The organism is Streptomyces sp. LaBMicrA B280 (assembly GCF_049222185.1).
Taxonomy (GTDB): Bacteria; Actinomycetota; Actinomycetes; order Streptomycetales; family Streptomycetaceae; genus Streptomyces; species Streptomyces murinus.
The window spans coordinates 54,141-77,074 of record NZ_JBMJCT010000012.1 but is presented as its reverse complement, the minus strand read 5'-3'; the positions used below and the strand labels follow the sequence as shown (position 1 = coordinate 77,074).

General features: G+C 72.2%; 23 protein-coding genes and 1 pseudogene. 13 read left to right on the top strand and 11 right to left on the bottom strand.

Annotated features, from left to right (window positions below; genetic code table 11):
• Nucleotides 1-217 precede the first annotated feature (217 nt).
• Together ACLF5H_RS13195 and ACLF5H_RS13190 are read left to right on the top strand one after the other, a co-directional pair.
• A complete protein-coding gene (locus ACLF5H_RS13195) occupies nt 218-655 on the top strand; it encodes a hypothetical protein (RefSeq protein WP_046417215.1) in 438 nt (145 codons plus the stop codon).
• Between the two features lie 256 nt (nt 656-911).
• On the top strand, nt 912-2,003 hold the full coding sequence (locus ACLF5H_RS13190) for a serine/threonine-protein kinase (protein WP_421676249.1): 1,092 nt from the start codon (nt 912-914) through the stop codon (nt 2,001-2,003).
• Between the two features lie 59 nt (nt 2,004-2,062).
• On the opposite strand, the gene ACLF5H_RS13185 is transcribed toward ACLF5H_RS13190, so the two are convergent.
• Together ACLF5H_RS13185 and ACLF5H_RS13180 are read right to left on the bottom strand one after the other, a co-directional pair.
• The gene (locus ACLF5H_RS13185; RefSeq protein ID WP_421676248.1) at nt 2,063-2,740 is read right to left on the bottom strand and encodes a GAP family protein; all 678 of its coding nucleotides are present in this window, start codon (nt 2,738-2,740) and stop codon (nt 2,063-2,065) included.
• Nucleotides 2,741-3,322: 582 nt separating this feature from the next.
• The gene (locus ACLF5H_RS13180; protein WP_421676247.1) at nt 3,323-4,153 is read right to left on the bottom strand and encodes a M55 family metallopeptidase; all 831 of its coding nucleotides are present in this window, start codon (nt 4,151-4,153) and stop codon (nt 3,323-3,325) included.
• Nucleotides 4,154-4,251: 98 nt separating this feature from the next.
• Between ACLF5H_RS13180 and ACLF5H_RS13175 the strand changes: the two genes are divergently transcribed.
• Together ACLF5H_RS13175 and ACLF5H_RS13170 are read left to right on the top strand one after the other, a co-directional pair.
• Entirely contained in the window at nt 4,252-4,527 is a 276-nt protein-coding gene (locus tag ACLF5H_RS13175) for a hypothetical protein (protein ID WP_421676246.1), read from the top strand.
• A 113-nt stretch (nt 4,528-4,640) separates the two neighbouring features.
• On the top strand, nt 4,641-6,467 hold the full coding sequence (locus tag ACLF5H_RS13170; RefSeq protein ID WP_421676245.1) for a phosphatidylglycerol lysyltransferase domain-containing protein: 1,827 nt from the start codon (nt 4,641-4,643) through the stop codon (nt 6,465-6,467).
• On the opposite strand, the gene ACLF5H_RS13165 is transcribed toward ACLF5H_RS13170, so the two are convergent.
• Complete coding sequence (locus ACLF5H_RS13165; RefSeq protein ID WP_421676244.1) at nt 6,427-10,902, bottom strand: HD domain-containing protein; 4,476 nt, start codon at nt 10,900-10,902, stop codon at nt 6,427-6,429. The genes ACLF5H_RS13170 and ACLF5H_RS13165 overlap by 41 nt on opposite strands.
• A gap of 181 nt (nt 10,903-11,083) precedes the next feature.
• Here ACLF5H_RS13165 and ACLF5H_RS13160 point away from each other — a divergent pair, with 181 nt between their 5' ends.
• Nucleotides 11,084-11,254, top strand: coding sequence for a hypothetical protein (locus ACLF5H_RS13160; RefSeq protein WP_421676243.1), 171 nt, complete (start codon nt 11,084-11,086; stop codon nt 11,252-11,254).
• A gap of 69 nt (nt 11,255-11,323) precedes the next feature.
• Here the strand turns inward: ACLF5H_RS13160 and ACLF5H_RS13155 are convergent, their stop codons facing one another.
• From ACLF5H_RS13155 to ACLF5H_RS13140, 4 genes are all read right to left on the bottom strand, one after another.
• Entirely contained in the window at nt 11,324-12,718 is a 1,395-nt protein-coding gene (locus ACLF5H_RS13155) for a HAMP domain-containing sensor histidine kinase (RefSeq protein ID WP_421676332.1), read from the bottom strand.
• A gap of 18 nt (nt 12,719-12,736) precedes the next feature.
• A complete protein-coding gene (locus tag ACLF5H_RS13150; protein WP_421676331.1) occupies nt 12,737-13,453 on the bottom strand; it encodes a response regulator transcription factor in 717 nt (238 codons plus the stop codon).
• A gap of 159 nt (nt 13,454-13,612) precedes the next feature.
• Nucleotides 13,613-14,188, bottom strand: coding sequence for an FMN reductase (locus ACLF5H_RS13145; RefSeq protein WP_421676242.1), 576 nt, complete (start codon nt 14,186-14,188; stop codon nt 13,613-13,615).
• A complete protein-coding gene (locus ACLF5H_RS13140; protein ID WP_421676241.1) occupies nt 14,185-15,339 on the bottom strand; it encodes an LLM class flavin-dependent oxidoreductase in 1,155 nt (384 codons plus the stop codon). Before ACLF5H_RS13140 ends, ACLF5H_RS13145 begins: the two co-directional genes overlap by 4 nt.
• Before the next feature lie 98 nt (nt 15,340-15,437).
• On the opposite strand from ACLF5H_RS13140, the gene ACLF5H_RS13135 reads away from it, so the two are divergent.
• The 3 genes from ACLF5H_RS13135 to ACLF5H_RS13125 are packed head-to-tail and all read left to right on the top strand — an operon-like array spanning nt 15,438 to nt 16,780.
• Nucleotides 15,438-15,776 (top strand): YnfA family protein, encoded by a 339-nt coding sequence (locus ACLF5H_RS13135; RefSeq protein WP_086805900.1) that lies wholly within the window; start codon nt 15,438-15,440, stop codon nt 15,774-15,776.
• A gap of 48 nt (nt 15,777-15,824) precedes the next feature.
• Nucleotides 15,825-16,601, top strand: coding sequence for an SDR family NAD(P)-dependent oxidoreductase (locus ACLF5H_RS13130; protein WP_421676240.1), 777 nt, complete (start codon nt 15,825-15,827; stop codon nt 16,599-16,601).
• Nucleotides 16,601-16,780 (top strand): hypothetical protein, encoded by a 180-nt coding sequence (locus tag ACLF5H_RS13125; RefSeq protein WP_421676239.1) that lies wholly within the window; start codon nt 16,601-16,603, stop codon nt 16,778-16,780. Before ACLF5H_RS13130 ends, ACLF5H_RS13125 begins: the two co-directional genes overlap by 1 nt.
• Before the next feature lie 10 nt (nt 16,781-16,790).
• Here the strand turns inward: ACLF5H_RS13125 and ACLF5H_RS13120 are convergent, their stop codons facing one another.
• The 3 genes from ACLF5H_RS13120 to ACLF5H_RS13110 all read right to left on the bottom strand — a co-directional run bounded on the left by ACLF5H_RS13120 (nt 16,791) and on the right by ACLF5H_RS13110 (nt 18,691).
• Entirely contained in the window at nt 16,791-17,105 is a 315-nt protein-coding gene (locus ACLF5H_RS13120; protein WP_421676238.1) for a hypothetical protein, read from the bottom strand.
• On the bottom strand, nt 17,093-17,383 hold the full coding sequence (locus ACLF5H_RS13115; RefSeq protein WP_421676237.1) for a hypothetical protein: 291 nt from the start codon (nt 17,381-17,383) through the stop codon (nt 17,093-17,095). Before ACLF5H_RS13115 ends, ACLF5H_RS13120 begins: the two co-directional genes overlap by 13 nt.
• A gap of 114 nt (nt 17,384-17,497) precedes the next feature.
• Complete coding sequence (locus ACLF5H_RS13110) at nt 17,498-18,691, bottom strand: RtcB family protein (RefSeq protein WP_421676236.1); 1,194 nt, start codon at nt 18,689-18,691, stop codon at nt 17,498-17,500.
• Nucleotides 18,692-18,933: 242 nt separating this feature from the next.
• Here ACLF5H_RS13110 and ACLF5H_RS13105 point away from each other — a divergent pair, with 242 nt between their 5' ends.
• The 3 genes and pseudogenes from ACLF5H_RS13105 to ACLF5H_RS13095 all read left to right on the top strand — a co-directional run.
• Nucleotides 18,934-19,767 (top strand): DUF3558 domain-containing protein, encoded by an 834-nt coding sequence (locus ACLF5H_RS13105; protein WP_421676235.1) that lies wholly within the window; start codon nt 18,934-18,936, stop codon nt 19,765-19,767.
• A 126-nt stretch (nt 19,768-19,893) separates the two neighbouring features.
• Nucleotides 19,894-20,757, top strand: a complete 864-nt coding sequence (locus ACLF5H_RS13100) for a DUF3558 domain-containing protein (protein WP_421676234.1) — start codon at nt 19,894-19,896, stop codon at nt 20,755-20,757.
• A gap of 119 nt (nt 20,758-20,876) precedes the next feature.
• Nucleotides 20,877-21,695, top strand: a pseudogene (locus ACLF5H_RS13095) (DUF2637 domain-containing protein); the annotation flags it as partial.
• 144 nt (nt 21,696-21,839) lie between these two features.
• Here ACLF5H_RS13095 and ACLF5H_RS13090 read toward each other — a convergent pair.
• Nucleotides 21,840-22,067, bottom strand: coding sequence for a hypothetical protein (locus ACLF5H_RS13090; protein ID WP_421676338.1), 228 nt, complete (start codon nt 22,065-22,067; stop codon nt 21,840-21,842).
• Between the two features lie 85 nt (nt 22,068-22,152).
• Between ACLF5H_RS13090 and ACLF5H_RS13085 the strand changes: the two genes are divergently transcribed.
• A complete protein-coding gene (locus ACLF5H_RS13085; protein ID WP_421676337.1) occupies nt 22,153-22,317 on the top strand; it encodes a hypothetical protein in 165 nt (54 codons plus the stop codon).
• 182 nt (nt 22,318-22,499) lie between these two features.
• Nucleotides 22,500-22,922, top strand: coding sequence for a hypothetical protein (locus tag ACLF5H_RS13080; protein WP_421676336.1), 423 nt, complete (start codon nt 22,500-22,502; stop codon nt 22,920-22,922).
• The last annotated feature ends 12 nt before the right edge of the window (nt 22,923-22,934 follow it).

The window sequence follows — 22,934 nt, the reverse complement described above, 5'->3', positions numbered from 1 at the left end:
GCGGGACGCGCCCCGGGGCCTGCCCCGAAACACGGGCCTGGGTGGCCCGTCGGACCTCCCCCGGAACACGGGCCTGGGCGGCTCGTCGGACTTTCCCCGCGACCTCCCCTCGGATCCTCCGTCGGAGCGGGGGCCCGGCCGTGCGGGCGGTCGTCGGCGTACCCCCCGGACGGATCGTGTCGGGTCCCTCGGGACGGGCGGCGGGAGTGGTGGCCGGGTGGGGGTGACCTACAAGTACTTCGGCGCACCGGACGGCGCGACCGCGGCCCGCGTCCCCATCTCGATGCGCCCGGAGGAACTCGGCGGCGACGAGCTGGGCATGAACGGCATGTTCACCAAGATCAAGCCGGAGACGATGGCCGCGATGGTCCTGACCGGCATCGAGGGCATCCCCCTGCACAAGGTCCCGCCTCTCGAACTGGTCGTCCTGCACCCCGACTACGCCGTCGTCAAACTCCCGATGACCGTCGTCGACCCCCTGCGCGGCATCGGCGAGGAAGCCGTCGGCGCCGCGGCCTTCATCTGGTCGACCGTCCCGGACCGGGGCGGCCCCCGGGACGCGTTCAACGTGTACCGACTGCTGCACGAGTGGCAGGACTTCAGCCACCGGCTGCATGAGGCGGGGCATCAGGCGTATTGCCTGGTGTGGCCGTGAGCGGGGTGGGTTTCCGGACGCCAGGGTGTCGGATGTCTCGGTGATCATGGGCAGCGGCCGTGCCATCGGGCACCTGAACGCGTCCTGAGCGCCCGCGGGGCCGATACGCTTGGGCCGCTGCGGCACCCTCCCAACTGATCCGCTCCCGCGGTGAGTCACGGCCTGCGGCGATCCAGACGTCTTTGGGCATGAGGATGAAGAACAAGTGCTTATAGCGGGCCGATACAGGCTGCGGGACACCATCGGGCGGGGCGCGATGGGGGAGGTCTGGCGGGCCTTCGACGAGACGCTCGGCAGACCGGTTGCCGTGAAACTCCTGCTCCCCCACGACTCCGACCCCACCGCGTCCTCGCGGTTCCGGCTGGAGGCGCAGACCGCGGGGCGCCTCAGTCATCCGAACGTCGTCGGCGTCCTGGACTTCGGGGAGTTCGAGGGCCGGCTGTTCCTGGTGATGGAGCTGGTCGACGGGGGCAGCCTCGACGGGCTGCTCAGCGCCTCCGGGCCGCTGTCCGCCGAGCGGGTGGCCCAGATCGCCGCGCAGGCCGCCGTCGGGCTGGCCCTCGCGCACCGGCAGGGCATCGTGCACCGGGACATCAAACCGGCCAATCTGCTGCTGTCCGCCGACGACACCCTGAAAATAGGCGACTTCGGCATCGCCCGCTTCTTCGACGACCCCAACTCCGCGCTCACCGCGACCGGTCAGATCGTCGGCACCAGCCTCTACCTCGCGCCCGAGCGGGCCCTGGGCCGTACCGCGGGACCGGCGTCCGACGTGTACTCCCTGGGCTGCGTGCTCTACCAACTCCTCACCGGGCGGCCGCCGTTCCAGGCCGACAGCCCGCTCGCGGTGCTGCATCAGCACCTCGACGCCACGCCGGTACCGCCCCGGCAGCTGCGCACCGACCTCTCCCCCGCCTTCGAGAACTATCTGCTCGGCCTGCTGGCCAAGGAGCCCGAGAGCCGGCCCACCGCCGACGAGGTCGCGGACTGGTTCGGGCGCGGGTCCTGGCGCGGTGCCCCGGAGCCGATGCCGGTCGCGCACCAGGGCCACGGCCGCTCGAAGCAGCCGCTCGCCCCCGCCCCGAGGTCCACCCGCCACGCCGCCGCCCCCGCCCGCCGCGCCGCCGCGAGCAGAGGTTGGGCAGCGTGCGCCGCTCCCCCGGCCCGCGCCGTCGGCGCGCACGCCCCGGTGGGCGACACCGAGTGGCAGACGAGCGTGCACCGGGCCACGAACCGCCGCCCGCGCCTGCCGCTGCTGCGCCGTTCCCGGCTGCTGGCCGTGCTGGGCGGCACCGGCCTCTTCGTACTGGCGCTGCTGGCCGGCATGGCCTGGTTCTCGCCGAGCTGAGCGCCCGGGGCACGGGTCACGGGGGCACGGGGGCACGGGGGCACGGGGGCACGACGCCGTCAGGAGGCGAGGACGGCAATGCCGTCGCCGAGGAGTTTCAGGCCAAGGACGAAGAACAGGACGGCCATCACGGCGACGTTGTGCTGAGCCGCCCAGTCCTTCCAGTTGCCGAGGGTCGTCCTGGCCCGCTCGCCGCCGAGGAGGAAGACGCCCAGCGGGGCCAGCAGGCCGAGGGTGGCGAGGACGACGAAGATCGCCAGCACCGCGATCTGCTGTCCGACCGGCAGCCCGGCGGAGCCGATCGTGGCGCCCGCGGCGATGGTCAGCGGGGCGTTCTTGGCGTTGAGCGCGGCCAGGGCCAGTCCGAGGGCGAAGATCTTGGCCGGCGCGAGGCGGTCGATCGATTCCATCCACTTCGGCAGCCGGGCCCCCGAGGGATCCCGGGGGCGCCGGTGCCACTGCCGGGCGCCGAAGAGCACGAGGAACAGGCCCAGGGCGAGCTTGAGGGCTCCCACCCAGGTGGCCGGCTGCTGGTGGGCGGAGGCGCCGGAGGGAGAGGCGACCGCCAGCATCACCGCGCCGAGGACCGCGAGCCCGAGGATCCAGCCGACGGTGAACAGGACGCCGTTGAGACGTCCCCGAGGCGTGGCGAGGATCAGGATGACCGCGATGATCGGGAGCGGGCTGACCGCGACGGCGGCCGCGAATCCCAGCACGTCACCGAGGACTTTGCCCATGGTTGCCTCCGTCCGGGGGTCGGGGCGGGCATGCGAGCGGGGCCACAGCGGCGACCGCGCGGCGGCGGCCCCGGGAGGGCCGGCTGGGCGCCGTACTCGGCACGTCGGACTTCCATCGTCCTGCGCCGGACCGCATCTGTCCTCGGGAGCGCCCACCGGCCCAGGCGACCACGCTCCCGCCCCTCGGCACCGCCCCGCCGCGATCGCCGACTTAGCCCCCTGGGGACCCCTAGGACCCCCTGAAGCCGCTCCTCAAGGCCCCCGCCGCCCCCACCCGCGCCGGCACCTCGTCCACCGACCACTGCTCGTAGGCGTGCTCGCCCCTGGGCGTCCTCTCCGGCGCGGGCACGGCCGCCGTCTCGGGCCTCACCCGACGACTTCCCGCTCCTGGCCGCCACGGGCCGCAGCGCCAACGTGTGCACCCGGCACGGGAGTTCTTCGGCGGGCCGGCCGTCCTGCTGCGCGGTCTGGCCGACCGAGGCGGCCGTCGCACCCCACCACACAGATCCTGGACCGGGGGCCCGGCCCGGCCCGGACGGGAGACGGCTGCCGACGGCGTCCCGGACGCGTGGACGGTCCGGCTCAGCAGTACGGCGCCTGTCCCGTCAGCGACGCCGCGACCCGCATCCACACCCCGAACTGGCGGTACAGCGAGGGCAGTTCACCGGTCGCGCGGATGGTCCGGCTGTTCTCCGCCGTGATCCCGGGGAGGCCGAGGAGGGTCGCGGGGACGGTGGTGGACTGCCAGCGGACGGTGAGGGTCGCCTCGGCCGCCGAGGGGGCCGGGCGTGGCGGGGGCGGGGTGAGGGCGGCCGCCACCGCGGCCTCGATCGCCGTACGGGCCTCCACCGCCGGGCGCAGCTCGGCGGCGAAGCGGTCATGGGCGTACTTCACCGGGACCGCGGCCACCGACGGGTCCCACTGCGTCATCTCGGCGCACGCCGCGTCATCACCCGTGAGGGCCGCCACCGGCACGCCCAGGGCGGCCGCCGTGGCATGGGCGAGGCCGATCTCGCCGGTCGGGCGGCCGTCCAGCCAGATGTCCTCTATCTCGTGGCCCATGAAGCTGTGGCTGAGCACGCCCGGGGCGCCGGCGCGGGCGTGATAGCCGACACAGACCATCGCGTCGTACTCCCCCGTCAGCCCCTCCAGCATGATCATCTGCTTGGGCTTGCCGCGCACCAGGCGGGCACGGGGGTGCAGGTCGTCGGGGCGCAGATTGCGCATCGGGCCGTGGGCGTCGTTCACGAGGACCTCGTGGGCGCCGGCCGCCAGCGCGCCGCGCACCGCCGCGTTCACGTCCTCCGCCATCATGGAGCGGCCCCGCTCGTAGTCCCGGCCGCCCGGCTGGACGTCGTCGGCGTCGACGAGGCCGGTGATGCCCTCCATGTCCGCACTCACGTACACACGCATGGCGTCGACCCTACTGGACCCTACGTATTGTAGGTTCCCAATCGGCCGGGACCGCAAGGCCGTTCATACACCTGTTCCACCACGCCAACGGGGGATCCATGCAGGACACGGAGACGGCGACCAGCGGTGAGGTCTGCGCGCGCAGTCTCGCGCCGACCCTCGCCGTACTCGTCGTCAGCCTCTTCGTCGCCGCCGTGGGGGTGTACGAACTGTGCGGCTTCGGGCTGCACAGCCTCGACCGGCGCCCGCACCTGTTCAGCGACGGCCTCGCCACCGGCGGGGTGATCGTCGCGGCGGTGGCCGCCGGGGCCGCGGTGGGCAACTTGGCCTGGCTGCTGACCTCCGCCCGGCGCGGCTCGGAAAGGACCGGGTAAGAAGCGGGCCCGGTACGCTCCTGTCCCGATAGACAGACCGGCGCATTTTTCCCTACAAGCTGTAGGGTCGCGTCCGTAGGCCCCGTCCCCCTTCCCCAAGGTGACCAGTCACCATGCCCGCTCCGCAGTCGACCGTCCCCTCCCCGCACGCCCCCGCCGAGCGTGCCCCGCGCCGCGCGTTCCCGCCGCTCACGCCCGGCCCCCGGCTGCGCGCCGGCGCGGCCTCGGCCACGGTGTGGTACCTGCGGCTGATCGCCGTGCTCAACGTCCTCGCGGTCCTCTCCCTGCCGTTCCGCCAGGAGGTCCACGAGCACAACACCAGCAAGCTCTTCAACCAGGAGCATCCGCATCACCATGTCGGCGCGTTCTTCACGCCGTACCTGGCCACCGGCGGCCTCGTCTCGGCCGCGCTCGCGATCTTCCTGATGCTGGTGATGCGGCGCCGTAAGCGTGCCGCCTGGCTGACCAACATCGCGCTCGCCGGGCCGCTCCTCGCGGTGTACGTCATCGGGCTCATCACCCAGGACCGGTACGCCGACCACGTCTTCAACTGGGTCTCCGCCGGTCTGACCGGCCTCTTCGTGGCCGCCCTGCTGATCGGCAGGCGCGAGTTCAACGCCGTCGGCGACCCCTCCAACCCCAAGCTGGCGCTGGCGGTCGGCGCGGGCGGACTGCTGGCCACCGGCGGCCTCGGCACCCTGCTGGTGCACGCCACCAACAAGCTGCCCGGCGCCAATCTCACCGACGAGATCGTCTACACCTACCTGCGCGGCATCAGCGTCGGCGTGTTCGCCGACCGCATCGACCATGTGCACGCGCCCCGTTGGACCGACATCACGGTCAACGCCCTGCTCGCCGCGGCCTTCTGCCTCGTCCTCTACGCCTGCTTCCGCTCCCCGCGCGGCAAGCAACTGCTCACCGCCGCCGACGAGGAGCGGCTGCGCGCCCTGCTCGACAGGCACGGCGCCCGCGACTCCCTCGGCTACTTCGCGCTGCGCCGCGACAAGGCCGCCGTCTTCTCCCCCAGCGGCAAGGCCGCGATCACCTATCGCGTGGTCGGCGCCGTCTCCCTCGCCTCCGGTGACCCGATCGGCGACCCCGAGGCGTGGCCCGGCGCCATCGACGCCTGGCTCGCCGAGGCCCGCAGGCACGCGTGGATCCCCGCGGTCATGGGCGCGAGCGAGGAGGCCGGCACCGTCTACGCGCGGCACGGCCTGGACGCCCTCGAACTCGGTGACGAAGCGATCGTGGACATCGCCGACTTCACCCTCGAAGGACGCCCGATGCGGGTGGTCCGCCAGGCCCACAACCGGGTCAAGCGGGCCGGTTACACCGTGCGCATCCGGCGCCACGAGGACATCCCGGCCGAGGAGATGGCCCATCTCATCGACCGCGCCGACCACTGGCGCGACGGCGCCACCGAGCGCGGCTTCTCCATGGCTCTGGGCCGCCTCGGCGACCCCGGGGACGGCCGCTGCGTGATGCTGGAGTGCCGCGACGGCGACGACCAGCCGCGCGCCCTGCTCAGCTTCGTGCCCTGGGGCGAGCACGGCCTCTCCCTGGACCTGATGCGCCGCGACCGCGACTGCGAGAACGGCCTGATGGAGTACATGGTCGTCGAACTGCTGCTGCGCGCGGGGGACTTGGGAGTGCAGCGGGTCTCGCTGAACTTCGCCATGTTCCGCTCGGTCTTCGAACGCGGCGCGCGGCTCGGCGCGGGCCCGGTGCTGCGGCTGTGGCGTTCGGTCCTCACCTTCTTCTCCCGCTGGTGGCAGATCGAGTCCCTCTACCGCGCGAACGCCAAGTACCGCCCGGTGTGGGAGCCGCGGTTCCTGCTCTTCGCCAAGTCCAGCGACATCCCGCGGATCGGCCTGGCGAGCGCGCGGGCGGAGGGGTTCCTCACGTTGCCGGTGATCGGGGAGCGGTCGCAGCAGTCGTAGCCGGTTCGCCCCCGGGTGCCATGACAAGACCGGGCACCCGGGGCAGCGCCGCCCGGACCGCCTCGGCGACCAGGGTGAGGTCGACGCCGAGGCGGGTGAGGCGGGGCAGCAACTCGGGCAAGGGAAGCCCCGCGTAGCAGGCGATGTCCAGGAAGTCCGTCACCGGGTGCTCCAGGTCCAGGGGCAGGCCGATCTCGTTCGGCCCGAAGTCGTCCCGGCACAACTTCAGGTCCGTCTCGTCGAGTTCGTCCATCGCCCGCGCGTCCGCTTGAAGACCGAACTCGGCCAGCCGACTCACCACCGTCTCCGGCGGCAGGAACAACTCGGCGCACAAGTTGACGAGATGGAACAGCGGCACCGGCCCGCCCAGGTCGAGAGGGCGGCCGTGCCGCCTCAGTTGGAACAGGTCCAGGTCGTAATGTCCCGGGCCCCCCGGCACTGTCGCCCAGTCCACCCGCACGCCGTAGCGCCGGAAGCAGTCGAGGACCGCCCGTGCGGACAGCCGGAGCTGCTTGGCCGCTCTGACGGCCTCCACCATGGGCACCGTGCAGGTGGTCAGGTCGTTCCCGCCGATCGGCAGGAACCGGTGGACCCACTCGAAGATGTTCCTGTCGTCCGGGTCCAGGCGGTCGGGAAGCATCGTATGCCGGGAGCGCAGCCCATAGGCGTGCAGGCGGGCGGCGGCCGCCGCCGGTGAGAGCCCGCTCGCCTCGGCCCGCTCCACCAGCTTCCGCAGGGGTACCTCCGTGTCGATGACGCGGTCGGCCACGCCGCGCCCGAGCAGCAGCGCGTGATCCGTGTCCTCGACGCGCTCGGGCAGGGCGCCGACCGTAAATCCCAGTTCCCGCAACCGGCACACGACGCCGGACAGCGGCTCGCCGCCGTGCAGGGACGCGTGCAGGAGGAGGCTCGGATGCACGGGCTCCGCCATGTCCAGAAGCCGCACCAACTGGTCGTCCCAGCCCCACTCGCCGCCGAGCCGCAGCAGCTCCCGCGCCGAGCGCTCGTCGAGGCGGCCCGGGGCGGGACTCAGGCCGTAGTCCGTCAAGGTCGCCACGATCTCGCCGAAGGGGCGGCCCAGCGCACGCATCGCCCACAGCAGGTGCCCCGCCCTGACCGGCTCGGTCGCCGGGAGCCACGGATCGCCGCCGTTCAGGAACCGGCTGAGCAGACGCACCACCCAGTGGTCGGGCGCCCCGGTCGGCAGGCCCCGCTCGGGGACCCGGAAGCCCAGCACCCGCATCCGTTCCATAGCTTCCTGGACCCGGATGTTCAGCATCAGATACGCCTTGGCGAAGTGCCCCGGCGACACCGGATCCGCCAGGGGCAACCAGTGATCGGCATCGGGGCCGGTGATCATGCTCATGCCGCGCAGTTCACGATCCACCAGCGCGGTCATGGGGGCATCGACGGCGACCGGGCCGAGGGGCCGTGCGGGAACGGGCAGGCCGAGCCGCTCCATCCGGCCCAATGCCTCCTCGTACGACGTGCCGCAGGTCCGGGCCACCGACAGCACATGTCCCGGGCGTACGGGCTCCTCGCCGGCCGCCGGGTCGATCCATGACCGGAACTCCGAGGCCAGGCCGCCCTCGGACCGCAGCAACACGTCCGACGGTCGCGCGGGCAGCACTCCCCGGACCCGGGAAAGCTCAGGGACGAGGCAGGCCAGAGCGGCCAGATCGGCGTTGGGCGCATGGGCGAGCAGCCGCCACAGCAGCGTGGCGTCGTCCGGCCGCCGCGGGGCCGCCAGTTCCTGATCTTCCCAGTCCCGGTCCCGATGCGTGCTGTGCACCCAGATCGTGTCGGGCGCGAAGAACCCGGCCGTCGCCACCTTCGCGGGATGCCCGCGGAGATCGAGTTCCACGCCCGCCTTCCCCGACTCCTCGGCCACGAGGTCCCCGAGGCGCGGGCTTTGCTGGGCCACCTCGGTCAGCCACCGGACGCTCAGCAGTGGCGGATCGGCGGCGAGCAGCGTCGGCAGGGCAGCTCTGATCAGCCTCTCCACTTCCTGGTCCACATCGGGGTCGAGGATCTCCGAGCGGTCCACGGACAGCGCGCGCGGCCTGCTCGCGCCCGTCAGATTCACCACGACACCGCGCAACGCCCAGTCGGTCAGCACCCCTCGCCGTACCCGAGACTCGATGAAGATGCCGTCAGCGAGGATCCCGCCCCCGTGCTCGCACCAGATCACCTGTCCGTCGGCGCGCGCGGCGCCCTGCGGCCAGGAGACCGTGCGCCCGTGGGCGACGAAGCCGTCGTACCGGCCCGCGGCCGACTCCCGGGGGTTGAGCACACCCGGCTCCCAGGCGGCGGACTCCTGGCCGCCCTCCCCTTCGACGGTGACCGGGAACTCCGTGACACCCAGCAGTCTGCGCAACTCCCGTACGCAGGACGGCGCGTCCTTGCCGTCCCTGAGGTAGAGCCGGACCGTGGTGCCGACCGGACCCCACCGCCCGGTGCGGCGCACCCGGAAGTAGTGCCCGGGGCCGGTGATCAGGACGGTCAGCTGCTCCTGGGGGCCCTCCCGGGTGTCCATCGGGCAGGTGGTGACCCGGATCTCGTCCGCGAGCATGAAGTAGCTGAGCACCCCGATGCCGAACCTGCTGTTCGGCCGTACGGCGAGCCCGCCGCCGTCCGCCCAGTCCCGGGAGCGCGGATGGTCGCCGAACCGGACACCGGCCCGGGAGAACACCTCGGCGAGCACGGTCTCGTCCATGCCGATGCCCTCGTCCTGGCATTCGAGGAAGTGGCGCGTCTCGACGGGGTCGTAGCCCTGGCGGAAGGTGATCCGGCCCTGGAAGGTGTCCCGGCCGTCGCGCCGGTACTGGTAGGCGCGGCCGTATCGGCAGGCGTCCAGGGCGTTCTGGTACAGCTCGCGGATGGCGAGGGCCCGGTCGCGGTACAGGTTCTCGCCCATCAGGAGTTCCTGGATCCGCTCCTCGTCCAGCCGGAACCGGATCACCTCGCCCGCCTGCCGGGGCCGGCCCGTCCGCTCGTCCACCTCGCGCACCCGGTCGGCGTGCGCGTACACCGGCAGCGCGCCGATCTCCTCGGTGGGCAGGGCCCGGCGGGCCTCGCGCAGCAGGGCGTCCACGTGCCGGGCGTGCTCCGTCAGCGCGGCGACGGCGGCGGGATGGTCCACGGGCGCGTCCAGGGCGAGGGTGTCCCCGGCCGGCTGCCACTCCGCCCTGTTGATCCGCGCCAGCAGCTGCGCGGGGACGAGGGGTTCGGGGATGCCCACATGGTGGACGACGGTCGACGGCAGGTCCGTGACCTCGATCGCCATGGCGTGGCCGATCGCGAAGAGCGGGCCGACGAGGAGGGTACGGACCCGTTGGGCGTCATGGCCGCCGAAGTCGAGGTACGGCGACGCGTCGTGCGGTGCGCGGAAAAGTTCGCGCGGACCGAGGTGGGCGCAGGACAACAGCCAGGGCAGGCAGGGGTGTTCGAGTACGGTCGCGAGGTCGGCCCCCACCGCGCCGAGGCCGGTTCCCACCGTGCCGAGGCCGGTTCCCACCGTGCCGAGGTCGTCGAGCACGTCCGTGAGGCGGTCCGGCTGCGCGGCCAGCGGTCTGACCCACTGGTGGAACAGCCACCAGCCGACCTCGGCGCGGCCGTCGCCGCGGTCCGGCAGGACGGCGCCCTGGATCGCGGCCCTGACCAGGCGCTCATGGGTGACCAGCACGGCGTCGAACGCGGCGCGCGCCGGATCGTCCCCGGCCCGCTCCGCCCGCTCCTCCAGGTTCGCCGGGTCCACGGCGGACAGTTCCGCGGCGGTCTGGGCATGGCGCGTCTGGTACAGGAAGGGGAGCAGGGCGATCAGCGCGGCCTCGGCGGCCGACAGCGACGGGGTCCCGAGGCGGTCCCGGATGCCGGCCAGCCGCAGATCGGTCCAGCGGACGGTGCGCCGGGCGACGTCGGGGTCGTACCAAGGGTCCCGGTCAAGCAACCCCCTGCTGCTGTCGTGGAGTTCGGCGAGTCCGTGCGCGATGTCGGCGGCCTGGGCCCTGAGGGCGTCGGCCCGTTCGGCGGCCGCGGGGGCGACGAGCGACCAGGCCTCCGAACCCTGCGCCAGCTGCCGCCAGAGCCCCGGTAGTTCGCTGGCGTCCGACGTGTCGCAGCCCCCGCCCGAGCACGGCTTCTCGTCCCGTCGCCTCCGGGCCTCCTTCAGCAGCAGGTTCCACTCCTCGGACGGGAGGACGCGCGCTCGCGGGTCCCGTTCCCGCGCCAGGATGCCCAACGTGCGCCAGAAGGCGGCGAGTTTGTCGGTACGACGAGGAACGCCCTTGCACTCGCACCAGTTCTGGAGCGTCGCGACGGAGACCTCGGCCTTGGTCCACTTCTTGATCTCGCGGGCGAGTCGCGTCTCGCTGGGCGATCCGGCCGCCCGGAACAGCAGCCGCACCTCGTCCTCGTACCGCTTGCGCCCCGTCATCGCGCCGCCCCTCCCGCGCCCAACTCCCGCGAACCGTACGACTCGTACGACTCGGGAAGTCGCAGATTACCGGCTGACCTGCGGCCCGGCCCGGCCAAGCGGCAATCCGGCCGCCCCTGGGCGAAGCCGGGCGGGCAACCTCGACCGCGTCGCCACCGACCGGCCCCGAAAGGACCCCGCGATGGACACGCTCCTCCTCACCGCCGCCTCCGCCCTCTGCACCCTGCTGATCCTCACCGCCGCCGCCGTCCTGATCGTGCGCTGCGCCCTCACCGACACTGACTCCAAGGACCGGGCACGGATCCTGGGGGCCGTGGCGGAGGTGGTGAGGGCGCTGCGGGGGAGGCGGTGAGTCGAGGGGGCGGCTGTGCGGGAGGACCGGATTCTTGAGTACGGCCCCGCCGAGGCGGCCGGACCGCCCCTACCCCCCGCCCACCGTGAATCCGATCACCGCGCCCCCGCCCTCCCGGCGATACGCGAACGGCGCTCCGCCGTGGGCCATCGCCACCTCCCGGACGATGGAGAGGCCGAGCCCCGAGCCCGGCAGGGAGCGCGCGTCGGCGGCCCGGTAGAAGCGGTCGAAGATGCGGATCAGGTCGCCCTCGGCGATGCCGGGCCCCCGGTCCAGGACCTCGACGCGGACGGTTCCCGGTCGGGCCGGGCCCATGACGTGGACCTCGATCGGCGCCCGGCCCGCGCGGTCGAACTTGGCCGCGTTCTCGACCAGGTTGGACATGGCCCGCTGGAGCATCCCCGGCCGCCCGTCGGTCGTCGTGTCGCCGCTGACGCGCAGCGCGATCTGCCGTCCGGTACGCCGCGACGCCAGCCCCACCACGTCCTCCGCGATGTCGGCGAGGTCCACCCGCTGCGGTGGCTCGGTGTCCGACTGCCCGGCGGCGAGGTCCACCAACTCATTGACCAGGTCGGTGAGTTCGCGCGCCTCCTGGGTGAGGTCGGCGACCAGGTCGTCCCGGGTGTCCGGGGGCAGCTCGTCGATGCGGCGCAGCAGGGAGATGTTCGTGCGCAGCGAGGTGAGCGGCGTCCGCAGCTCGTGGCCCGCGTCCTGGACCAGCCGCCGCTGGTCCTCCTCCGACTGCGCGAGCCGCCCCAGCATCCGGTCGAAGGCCCGCCCGAGCCGCCCCACCTCGTCGAGTCCGGCCACCGGGACCTCGATGCCGAGGCGCCGGGTGCGGGCGACGTCCTCGGCGGCGCTGGTGAGCACCACCAGGCGCCGGGTGATCCGGCGGGCCAGCCACCAGCCGAACAGCCCCGCCGCCACCACCACGGCCGCCATCAGGATCAGCGTCCGCTGCTGGAGCGTGCGCAGCAGGTCCTCGGTGTCGCTGAACTCCTGCGCCACCTGCACCGCGCCCCGCCCGTCGCCGAGCGAGACGGTGGCGATGCGGTAGAGGTCGTCGCCGACCTGGACGTCCTTGTGCTCGACCGCCTTGCCGGCCGTCCGCGCGAGCGCCATCGACCTGTCGTGGGAGGTGACGGGCAGCGACGGGTCGCCGTGGTCGACGATCTCGCCCCGCGCGCCGAGCACCTGCACATCGGTACGGGCGGGCCGCACCAGATCGTGTCCCGGCCGGGAGGAGGAGAAGTCGTCGGGCTCCATCTTGTGCTGCCGTACCTCGTCCCGTACGTCCTGCACGACCTGGCTGAACACCGACTGCTGGTCGACGCGGACCAGCCGGGCGGCGGAGCCGTAGGACACGATGCCGACGAGGATCGCGACGGCCGCGGTGACGGCGGCGAAGGAGATGGCGAAGGTGGTGCGCAGGGAGACCAGCTTGGGCCGGCGCCGAGCGAGCATCCGGCGCAGGCGGCGCACTCAGTCCTCCCGCAGCACGTAACCCACGCCCCGCACCGTGTGGATCAGCTGCGGGGCGCCGGGCTCGTCCAGCTTGCGGCGCAGATAGCCGACGTAGACGGCGAGGTTCTTGGATCCGGGGCCGAAGTCGTAGCCCCAGATGCGGTCGTAGATCGTGGAGTGGTCGAGCACGATACCGGCGTTGCGCACCAGCAGTTCGAGCAGCTCGAACTCGGTGCGGGTCAGCTCCAGCTCCCGCTTGCCGCGCCAGGCCCGGCGGGCCTGGAGGTCCATGCGGATGCCGGCGGCCTCGACCTGCCGGTCGGAGAGCTGGGGCTCGCCCCGGCCGCCGCCGTCGCCGACCGCCGGGCCCGCGGGGGCCGGGCTGGTGCGGCGCAGCAGGGCGCGCAGCCGGGCGAAGACCTCCTCGACGTCGAAGGGCTTGACCACGTAGTCGTCGGCGCCGGCGTCCAGCCCCGCGATCCGGTCGGCGGTCTCCACCAGGGCGGTGAGCATGAGGATCGGGGTGCTGTCGCCCTCGGCGCGCAGCACGCGGCAGACCTGGAGGCCGTCGATGCCCGGCATCATCACGTCGAGCAGGAGGACGTCCGGCGGTGTCTTGTGGGCCTGTGCGAGCGCCTCGACGCCGTCGGCCACCGCCGTCACCTCGTACCCTTCCAGGGTCAGGGCACGTTCGAGGGCGTGGCGGATGGCGCGGTCGTCTTCGGCGAGGAGCACAGTCTGGGGCACGGAACCAGTCTGCCAAGGCCTCCGGGGGTTCGGCGGGGGAGGTTGGGCCTACGATCACCCTTTTTACCGCGCTCTCACCGTCACACGGGCAACCGCCGCCGGTCGCCTACCGTCTTCTCACCGAACGGGGTGGCGAAGCCGGGGCCTCTAGGTCGCGCGCAGTGCCGCCAGCTGCTCGGCGAAGGGCACCACTGCCCGCTGCTCCCGCCGCTCCGTCTTCGGCAGCAGCGCGGCCAGTTCCTGTGCCGCGCGTTCGATCCGCTCCGGCAGGCCCTCCGCGCCCCAGTCCTCCGAGGCGGCGTAGACGCCGGTCGGCACGACGACGGCCCGCAGGTAGGAGAAGAGAGGGCGCAGGGCGTGATCGAGGACCAGGGAGTGCCGTGCGGTGCCCCCGGTCGCGGCGATCAGCACCGGCTTGCCGGTCAGCGCGTCCTTGTCGAGGACGTCGAAGAACGACTTGAACAGCCCGCTGTACGACGCGCTGAACACCGGTGTGACGACGATCAGCCCGTCCGCCCCCGTCACCGCGTCCTGCGCGGCGGCGAGCGCCTTGCCCGGGAAGCCGCTGGTGAACTGGTGCGCGATCTCGACAGCGAGGTCGCGCAGCTCGATCACCTCGGTGTCCACGGGCGTCCGGTCCGCCACCGCGGCGGCGAGCCGGTCGGCCAGCAGCCGGGTGGACGAGGGGACGCTCAGTCCCGCCGATACGACGACGAGCTTCATACGGCACTCTCCTGCTTCTCGTGCTTCTCCTGTGTCTGCTGCTTCTCGTGCTTCTGCTGCTCCTTCTGCTTCTCGTTCTCTTCCTTCGCGGCCAGCAGCGACCCGTGCGTCGGCGCGTCCGGCACGTCCGCCGGGCGCCCCTTCGCGAACTCCTCGCGGAGCACCGGTACGACCTCCTCGCCCAGCAGGTCCAGCTGCTCCAGGACGGTCTTCAGCGGCAGCCCGGCGTGGTCCATCAGGAACAGCTGGCGCTGGTAGTCGCCGACGGTCTCGCGGAAGGCCAGGGTCCGCTCGATGACCTGCTGCGGGGAGCCCACGGTCAGCGGGGTCTGCTCGGTGAAGTCCTCCAGCGAGGGACCGTGGCCGTACACCGGGGCGTTGTCGAAGTACGGCCGGAACTCGCGCACCGCGTCCTGCGAGTTCCTCCGCATGAACGCCTGGCCGCCGAGGCCGACGATCGCCTGCTCGGGGGTGCCGTGCCCGTAGTGGGCGTAGCGCGCCCGGTACAGGTCGACCATCCGCTTGGTGTGTTCGGCCGGCCAGAAGATGTTGTTGTGGAAGAAGCCGTCGCCGTAGTAGGCGGCCTGCTCGGCGATCTCCGGGGAGCGGATGGAGCCGTGCCAGACGAACGGCGCCACGCCGTCCAGGGGTCGCGGGGTGGCGGTGAAGCCCTGGAGCGGGGTGCGGAACTTGCCCTCCCAGTCGACGACGTCCTCGTGCCACAGGCGGCGCAGCAGGGCGTAGTTCTCGATGGCGAGGTCGATGCCCCGGCGGATGTCCTTGCCGAACCAGGGATAGACCGGGCCGGTGTTGCCGCGGCCCGTCATCAGGTCGACGCGGCCGTCGGCCAGGTGCTGGAGCATCGCGAAGTCCTCCGCGATCTTCACCGGGTCGTTGGTGGTGATCAGCGTGGTGGACGTGGAGAGGATCAGGTTCTCGGTCCGCGCGGCGATGTAGCCGAGCATCGTGGTGGGGGACGACGGCACGAACGGCGGGTTGTGGTGCTCCCCGGTCGCGAAGACGTCCAGGCCGACCTCCTCGGCCTTCAGCGCGATGGCGACCATGGCCTTGATCCGCTCGCGCTCGGTCGGCGTACGCCCCGTGGTGGGGTCCGTCGTCACATCACCGACCGTGAAGATCCCGAACTGCATGGCCGCTCACCCTCCAATTGGTTTACCATTCAACTACACCTCGCCCAACAGTCCCCCTCGCCGGGTTATTCCGGGCCCCGCCGTGCCAAGCTGCCCCCATGCCGATCCTCCGTTCCGCCGCCCTCTTCGTCGTCGCCGCGATCTTCGAGATCGGTGGGGCCTGGCTGGTCTGGCAGGGGGTGCGGGAGCACCGGGGGTGGCTGTGGGCGGCCGGCGGGGTGATCGCGCTCGGGGCGTACGGGTTCGTCGCGACCTTCCAGCCGGACGCGCACTTCGGGCGCATCCTCGCGGCGTACGGCGGGATCTTCGTGGCCGGGTCGATCCTGTGGGGCGTGGTCGCGGACGGTTACCGGCCGGACCGCTGGGACATCGCCGGGGCGCTCGTCTGCCTCGGCGGAATGGCGCTGATCATGTGGGCCCCGAGGAACGGCGGCTGAGCCTCGCCTACATTGGACGGAGCCGACCGAACACCTGAGGAGCAGCTCATGGCCACGTCCGCCCCGTCCGCCGCCTCCCGCATCGCCGTCGTCACCGGTGCGAGCGGCGGCATCGGCGCCTCGACGGCCCGGCAGCTCGCCGCCGCCGGGTACCGCGTGGTGCTCACCGCCCGCCGCAAGGACCGTATCGAGGCCCTGGCGGAGGAGATCAACGCGGCCGGTCACGCGGCGACGGCGTACCCGCTGGACGTGACGGACCGCGCGGCCGTGGACGAGTTCGCGACGGCCTTCCAGACCATCGGCGTCCTGGTGAACAATGCGGGCGGCGCGCTCGGCGCCGACCCGGTGGCCACCGGCGACCCGGCCGACTGGCGCACGATGTACGAGACGAACGTCATCGGCACCCTGAACCTCACCCAGGCCCTGCTGCCCAAGCTGGAGGCGAGCGGCGACGGCGTCGTGGTCGTGGTCTCCTCCACCGCGGGACACGCGACCTACGAGGGCGGCGCGGGCTACGTCGCCGCCAAGCACGGCGCCCATGTGCTCGCCGAGACCCTCCGCCTGGAGATCGTCGGCAGCCCGGTGCGCGTCGTGGAGATCGCGCCCGGCATGGTCAGGACCGAGGGGTTCGCGCTGAACCGCTTCGGCGGCGACGAGGAGAAGGCCGCGAAGGTCTACGCGGGCGTGGCCGAGCCGCTGACCGCGGACGACGTGGCGGAGACCATCACCTGGGCGGTGACCCGGCCCAGCCACGTCAACATCGACCTCCTGGTCGTCCGCCCGCGCGCCCAGGCGTCCAATACGAAGGTCCACCGGGAGCTGTGATGGCCGAAGACACCGCCGGGACCCCCTCGCCGCTCACCTCCGACGAGGAGCTCGACAAACGCCGCCTCGACCGGGAGAAGAAGGACGAGCGCAAGGTCTGGTACTACCTCGCCTACTTCCTCTTCGGCATCCACCTCGTGGCGTTCGTCATGATCTACGCCGTGCGGCACGGCCAGTAGGCGCACCCCGTCAGCGGGGCGCCCGGCAGGCCGGGTCGTCCACGATCACCGCGTTCGCCGGGACGATCTCGACGTCGTCGTCGTCCTTCTGCTGGACGAACTTGGTGGTGGCGTAGGCCCGTTTGCCCGCGCCGACGCACTTGGTGGCGAGGTTCCCGAACCCGTCGGGGAAGTTGTAGACCTCGGCGGGCGAGTCCTCGCCCGCGCGGCCCGCCACCGGGGCGTCCGCCTTGCCGCGCTCCTCGTAGTGCTGCCGGGAGCAGCCGCTGAGCAGCAGCGCGGCGCAGACCCCCGCCACGGCGAGGGACGCGCTCAGCCGGCGCACGCCTTGTCCTCCACGATCTGCACGTTCGACGGCCCGCTCGCGTTGGTCGTCACATACGCGCGAAACCCGTGCCCCACGCATTTGGTGGCCAGGTTCCCGAAGCCGTCGGGCATGTTGTAGACCTCGGCGGGCGTGTTGTCCCCCGCCTTCCCCCGCACGGGCGCGTCGCCCTTGCCGCGCTGGTCGTCGTACTTCTGCGAGCAGCCCACGAGCAGGGCCGCCACGATCACCACCAGACCCGAGGCCCGGATCGCCCCGCTTCTGCGCCCTCGGTTCATCGGCCGTCCCTCCCCGGAGAGTTCCCCACGCGGCCGCCGCACGGCCGGCACCCGCATTCTGAGGACAGCGCCGGGGGCCGGTACGGTTCCGGCCCCCGGCGAGCGCTCGCGGGCTCAGCCCTTCACGCAGACGACCTGCTTGAGCTTCGCGACGACCGCCACCAGGTCCCGCTGCTGGTCGATGACCTGGTCGATGGACTTGTAGGCGCCCGGGATCTCGTCCACCACACCGGAGTCCTTACGGCACTCCACGCCCCGCGTCTGCTCCTCCAGGTCCTGGGCGGTGTAGCGCCGCTTGGCCGCGTTGCGGCTCATGCGCCGGCCCGCGCCGTGCGAGGCGGAGTTGAAGGAGCTGTCGTTGCCGAGGCCCTTGACGATGTACGAGCCCGTGCCCATGGAGCCCGGGATGATGCCGAGGTCGCCGGAGCCGGCCCGGATCGCTCCCTTGCGGGTGACGAGCAGGTCCATCCCGTCGTACCGCTCCTCCGCCACGTAGTTGTGGTGGCAGGAGATCTCCGGTTCGAAGAGCGGCCTGGCCTTCTTGAACTCCTTGCGGACGACGTCCTTCAGGAGCGCCATCATCAGGGTGCGGTTGTACTTGGCGTACTCCTGCGCCCAGAACAGGTCATTGCGGTACGCCGCCATCTGCGGGGTGTCCGCGACGAAGACCGCGAGGTCGCGGTCGACCAGGCCCTGGTTGTGCGGGAGCTTCTGGGCCACGCCGATGTGGTGCTCGGCCAGCTCCTTGCCGATGTTGCGGGAGCCGGAGTGGAGCATCAGCCAGACGGCGCCGGTGGTGTCGGTGCAGACCTCCACGAAGTGGTTGCCGCTGCCGAGCGTGCCCATCTGCTTGGTGGCCCGCCCCTGGCGGAAGTGGACCGCCTCGGCGACGCCGTCGAACCGGCCCCAGAACTCGTCCCAGCCGCTGGTCGCCAGGCCGTGGAAGCCGCCCGGCGCGATCGGGTCGTCATGCATGCCGCGGCCCACCGGGATCGCCTGCTCGATCTTCGAGCGCAGCCGGGACAGGTCGCCCGGCAGATCATTCGCGGTCAGCGAGGTCTTCACCGCGGACATCCCGCAGCCGATGTCCACCCCGACCGCGGCCGGGCACACCGCGCCGCGCATCGCGATCACCGAGCCGACGGTGGCGCCCTTGCCGTAGTGCACGTCCGGCATCACGGCGAGGCCCTTGATCCACGGCAGCGTCGCGACGTTCTGGAGCTGGCGCAGGGCGCCCTCCTCGACCGTCGCCGGGTCCGCCCACATCCGGATCGGCGTCCGCGCGCCCGGCATCTCCACGTACGACATGACTTCTTCGTCCCCCCGGACTCGACAACAAGAAACGACAACAAAGTGCTTAAAAGCATCAAAAAGGAAAAGCAGCACCAAGCGCGTCGAAAGAGGACTGCGGACCGGCATCCACGGCGGTGCGTGCGATACACATTGTCTCCAGGCCAGCCCCCGCCGCGGCAAGCGAATAACCAGCGGGGACACTGAGGCGACCATCGCGCGCGTCCATCGGGAGCGCAGCCGTCGGAAGGAGCCCGCCCGTGCAGCGGAAGGCGTACGTAACCGGCACCGCCGCCCTGCTCGCGGCGCTGCTCGCGGGCTGCTCCGGCGGCTCGGGCGGCGGCGGCGCGGCGGACGACGCCAACCCGGGCGACGCCGGGACCGCCACCGTCGCGGCCCAGCCCGGCCGCTACCGCACCCTCCCCGAGCCCTGCGGCGCGGTGAGCCACGGCACCCTCGACGCGCTGCTGCCCGGCATCAAGCAGATCGCCGACCCCGATCAGCGGGACAAGGCGTACCAGGGCGAGGCCGAGCTGACCTACGACACCGACCGCAAGGTCGGCTGCCGCTGGAAGGTCCCGTCCGCCGACTCCACCGACCGCCTCTCGGTCGACATGGAGCGCGTGGTGTCGTACGACAACACGGTCAGCGACGACGACCAGGCGCGGGAGCTGTTCGAGCAGAAGGAGACGGCCGCCGATCTCCCCGTGCCGAACGACACCCCCTCGGCGAGCACGGGGAGTGACAGCGCCGGTGCCTCTCCCTCGGGCTCCCCGTCGCCCGGCGGCTCCCCGAGCGGCACCCCCTCGGCCCCCGCCGCCTCGAACTCCCCCTCGGGCGCCACGGCCCCCGAACTCCAGCCGCGTACCCTCTCCGACCTCGGCGACGAGGCGTATCTGGACGACAAGCTCGGCTCGTCCGGCGGGGCGGCCGCACAGCGGACGGTGACTGTGGTGTTCCGCACGTCCAATGTCGTCGTCACCATCCAGTACGAGGAGCAGCCGATGGCCGCGGGCGCCGCGCCCGACAGCAAGGAAATGCAGGACAGAGCCCGGAATCTGGCCGCCAAGCTGGACGACGCGCTGGGCAGCTGATCCACTTCCCGGCCCCTCGCGCCCCCGCCCGCAAAGGCCCCGAACGGAAACCGCACAGCTCCTTCACCGCGTACGGTGGCCCCGCAGGAACCCGCACGAACACCGAGCGTCATGAGTGAAGGAACCATGCAGCGAGCCAAGCGAGACGACCGTGACCGGCTGGAACAGCGAAAGGGGCGGCTGCGCCGTGCCCTTGTCTGCGCGGCGGCGGTCCCCGCGGTACTGATCACCGCGGCCTGCTCCTCGGACTCCGGCGATTCCAAGCCCAAGAGCGACGGCACGAGCGCCTCCACGCCGGCGAGCGGCAGCGCGTCACCGTCCGCCAGCTCCTCCCCGACGGTGGCACCTGCGGCGTACAAGACGCTGCCGGACGCCTGCAAGGCCCTGTCGAAGAAGACCCTGGGCGACATGGTGCCGAAGGCCGACTCCTCGGGCAAGAAGGGCAGTTCGGACGAACCGTCCTCCCGTGCCTCCTGCTCCTGGAGCAGCCTGAGCAACAACGGCGTCAAGGGCTCCCAGTTCCGCTGGCTGAACGTCTCCCTGCTGCGCTTCGACTCCGACACCGCCCGCGGCTCGGGCGACGCCCAGGCCCACACGTACTTCACCAACCAGGTCAAGGACGCCCAGTCGGTGGGCGGCGCCAAGAACGCCAAGGTCGCCCCGGTGTCCGGCACCGGCGACGAGGCGACGTCCGTGCGCTACGACCTGAGCAAGAAGGAGGGCCTCTTCAAGCAGGAGACCCTGGTGGCGCGGGTCGAGAACGTCGTGGTCACCCTCGACTACAACGGCGCGGGTCTCGCGGGCGACAAGACCCCCGACCCCGACGACCTCGCCAAGTCCGCGGCGAAGGCCCTCAAGGAGGCGGTGGCCTCGGTCTCCTCGGCCAACAGCGGCTCCGGATCCGGCGGTTCCTCCTCCGGTTCGACCTCCGGTTCGTCCGCGAAGCCCTCCGGCAGCGCCTCGGCCTCCGCGGGCTCCAAGAAGAGCTGATCGAACGGGCTTACGCCCGACCGGCACCATGTGCGCCGCACACATGTGCCACCCTGTTGCGCGCAACAACAGGCAACGGGAGGGGAGTACGAGTGGCCGCGCCACCGCAGCTGACTCGGATGCACCGGATACTCATCGGCATGGTCGTGGGCGGCGCCCTGATCATCGCGGGGATCGGCTTCGCCGGTTCCTACGCGGCCGTCCGTGAGCTGGCCCTGAAGAAGGGCTTCGGGAACTTCGCCTATGTGTTCCCGGTCGGCATCGACGCGGGTATCTGCGTCCTGCTGTCCCTGGATCTGCTGCTGACCTGGATCCGCATCCCCTTCCCGCTGCTGCGCCAGACCGCCTGGCTGCTGACGGCGGCGACGATCGCCTTCAACGGCGCGACCGCCTGGCCCGATCCGCTCGGCGTCGGCATGCACGCGGTGATCCCGATCCTGTTCGTCGTCGCCGTCGAGGCGGCCCGGCACGCCGTCGGCCGGATCGCGGACATCACGGCCGACAAGCACATGGAGGGCGTCCGGCTCACCCGCTGGCTGCTCTCCCCGCTGCCCACGTTCCTGCTGTGGCGCCGGATGAAGCTCTGGGAGCTGCGCTCCTACGAGCAGGTCATCAAGCTGGAGCAGGAGCGCCTCGTCTACCAGGCCCGGCTGCGCTCCCGCTTCGGCCGCGCCTGGCGCCGCAAGGCCCCGGTGGAGTCCCTGATGCCGCTGCGCCTGGCGCGCTACGGCGTCCCGCTCGCGAAGACGGCACCCTCGGGCCTGCTGGCGGCGGGCATCGAGCCGGTGCTGCTGCCGCCGGTGACCCTCTCGGCGACGCCCGAACTCACCGCGGGAGCGGACGCGATACCGGCGGCGGGCACGGACCCGGGCACCGCGGCGCCTGCCACCGCCACCGCCACCGCCACTCCTGCGGACCCGGCCACCGCCACCGCCCCGGCCGCCGCTCCGGTCGCGCGCCGCTCCGGTCGCGACCGCCGCCACGGCCCCCGTCGCGCAGGCCCCCACCCCCGCCCCGGGCGCCACCGCCCCCGTACAAGCACCCGCGCCCGCACCCCACCCCGCCCAGCACCCCCAGGCCCCTCAGCACCCCCAGGTCGCCCAGACCCCCCAGAACCCCCCGCAGGACGAGCAGAGCCCCTGGTTCCAGTCGCCGCGGGAGGTCGAGTACCACGGCGGGTACGACCCCTCCTTCGAGCCGCCGCCGGACCCCCAGTACGACCCGGAGGAGCAGTACGAGGACTGGTACGAGGGCCAGCCCCCGGAGCGGTTCCAGCAGCCCTCCCCCGAGGAGACCGGCAGCTTCCCCATCCCGGTCGGCCCCACCCGCACCCGGGAACTGGGCGAGGGCGGCGGCATCCCCGGCACCGAACCGGACGAGGACGCCTTCTACCAGGTGTTCCGGCAGTCGATAGACGGCAGTTACCCCACCGCCCACATCCTGGGCGAGAACATCCAGGCGACGTACGGCACCCAGCTCAGCCCCGCCGAGCTGAAGTCCCTCGCCGCCCGCCTCCAGCAGCGCCACTCGGCGGAGCTGGAGGAGGACCACATCGCCTGACGCCTCGTGGGCCGTTCCCCGGAGCGGCCCACGAAACACTCCCGGCCCGGTACACCCCCTGGCCAACGCGCGTAGCAACGAGCATCATGGCTTGCGCCAACGCACCATCCCGCACAGTACTTTCGCGGCTCTCTTTTGTCATGCACCGGTCAATTCGAACCGTTCGACGAAGGGAAACAGCAATGGCTTGCGGATCCACCAGCCTGTGGGCGGGCGAGACCTCCTGGTTCTGCTGCGGCAGCTCCTGGGGCCCCTGCGGCAGCACCGGCACCGGCGCCTGCGGCACCTGCCAGTCCGGCAAGAACATGGCCGCCTGGCCCAACCTCACGGCGGCCTGCTGGAACGTCACCGATCCGGCGGCCTGCGGCGAGAACATGCCCAGACGCGGCTGCGGTTCGGTCGTGAACGTCAAGCACCAGTGCTCCGGCGCCGCCGTCTGCGTCACCCTCGCCGACTGCGGCCCCAACACCCAGATGTGGTGCGGCGAGCAGACCTGCTGCAACGGCTCCTGCCGCACCCACCGGGTCATCGACCTGACCCCGGCGGCCTTCTCGGCCATCGGCAGCCTCAGCTCCGGCCTGCTTCCCGTCTACATCTACGAGTGAGGAGGACCACCG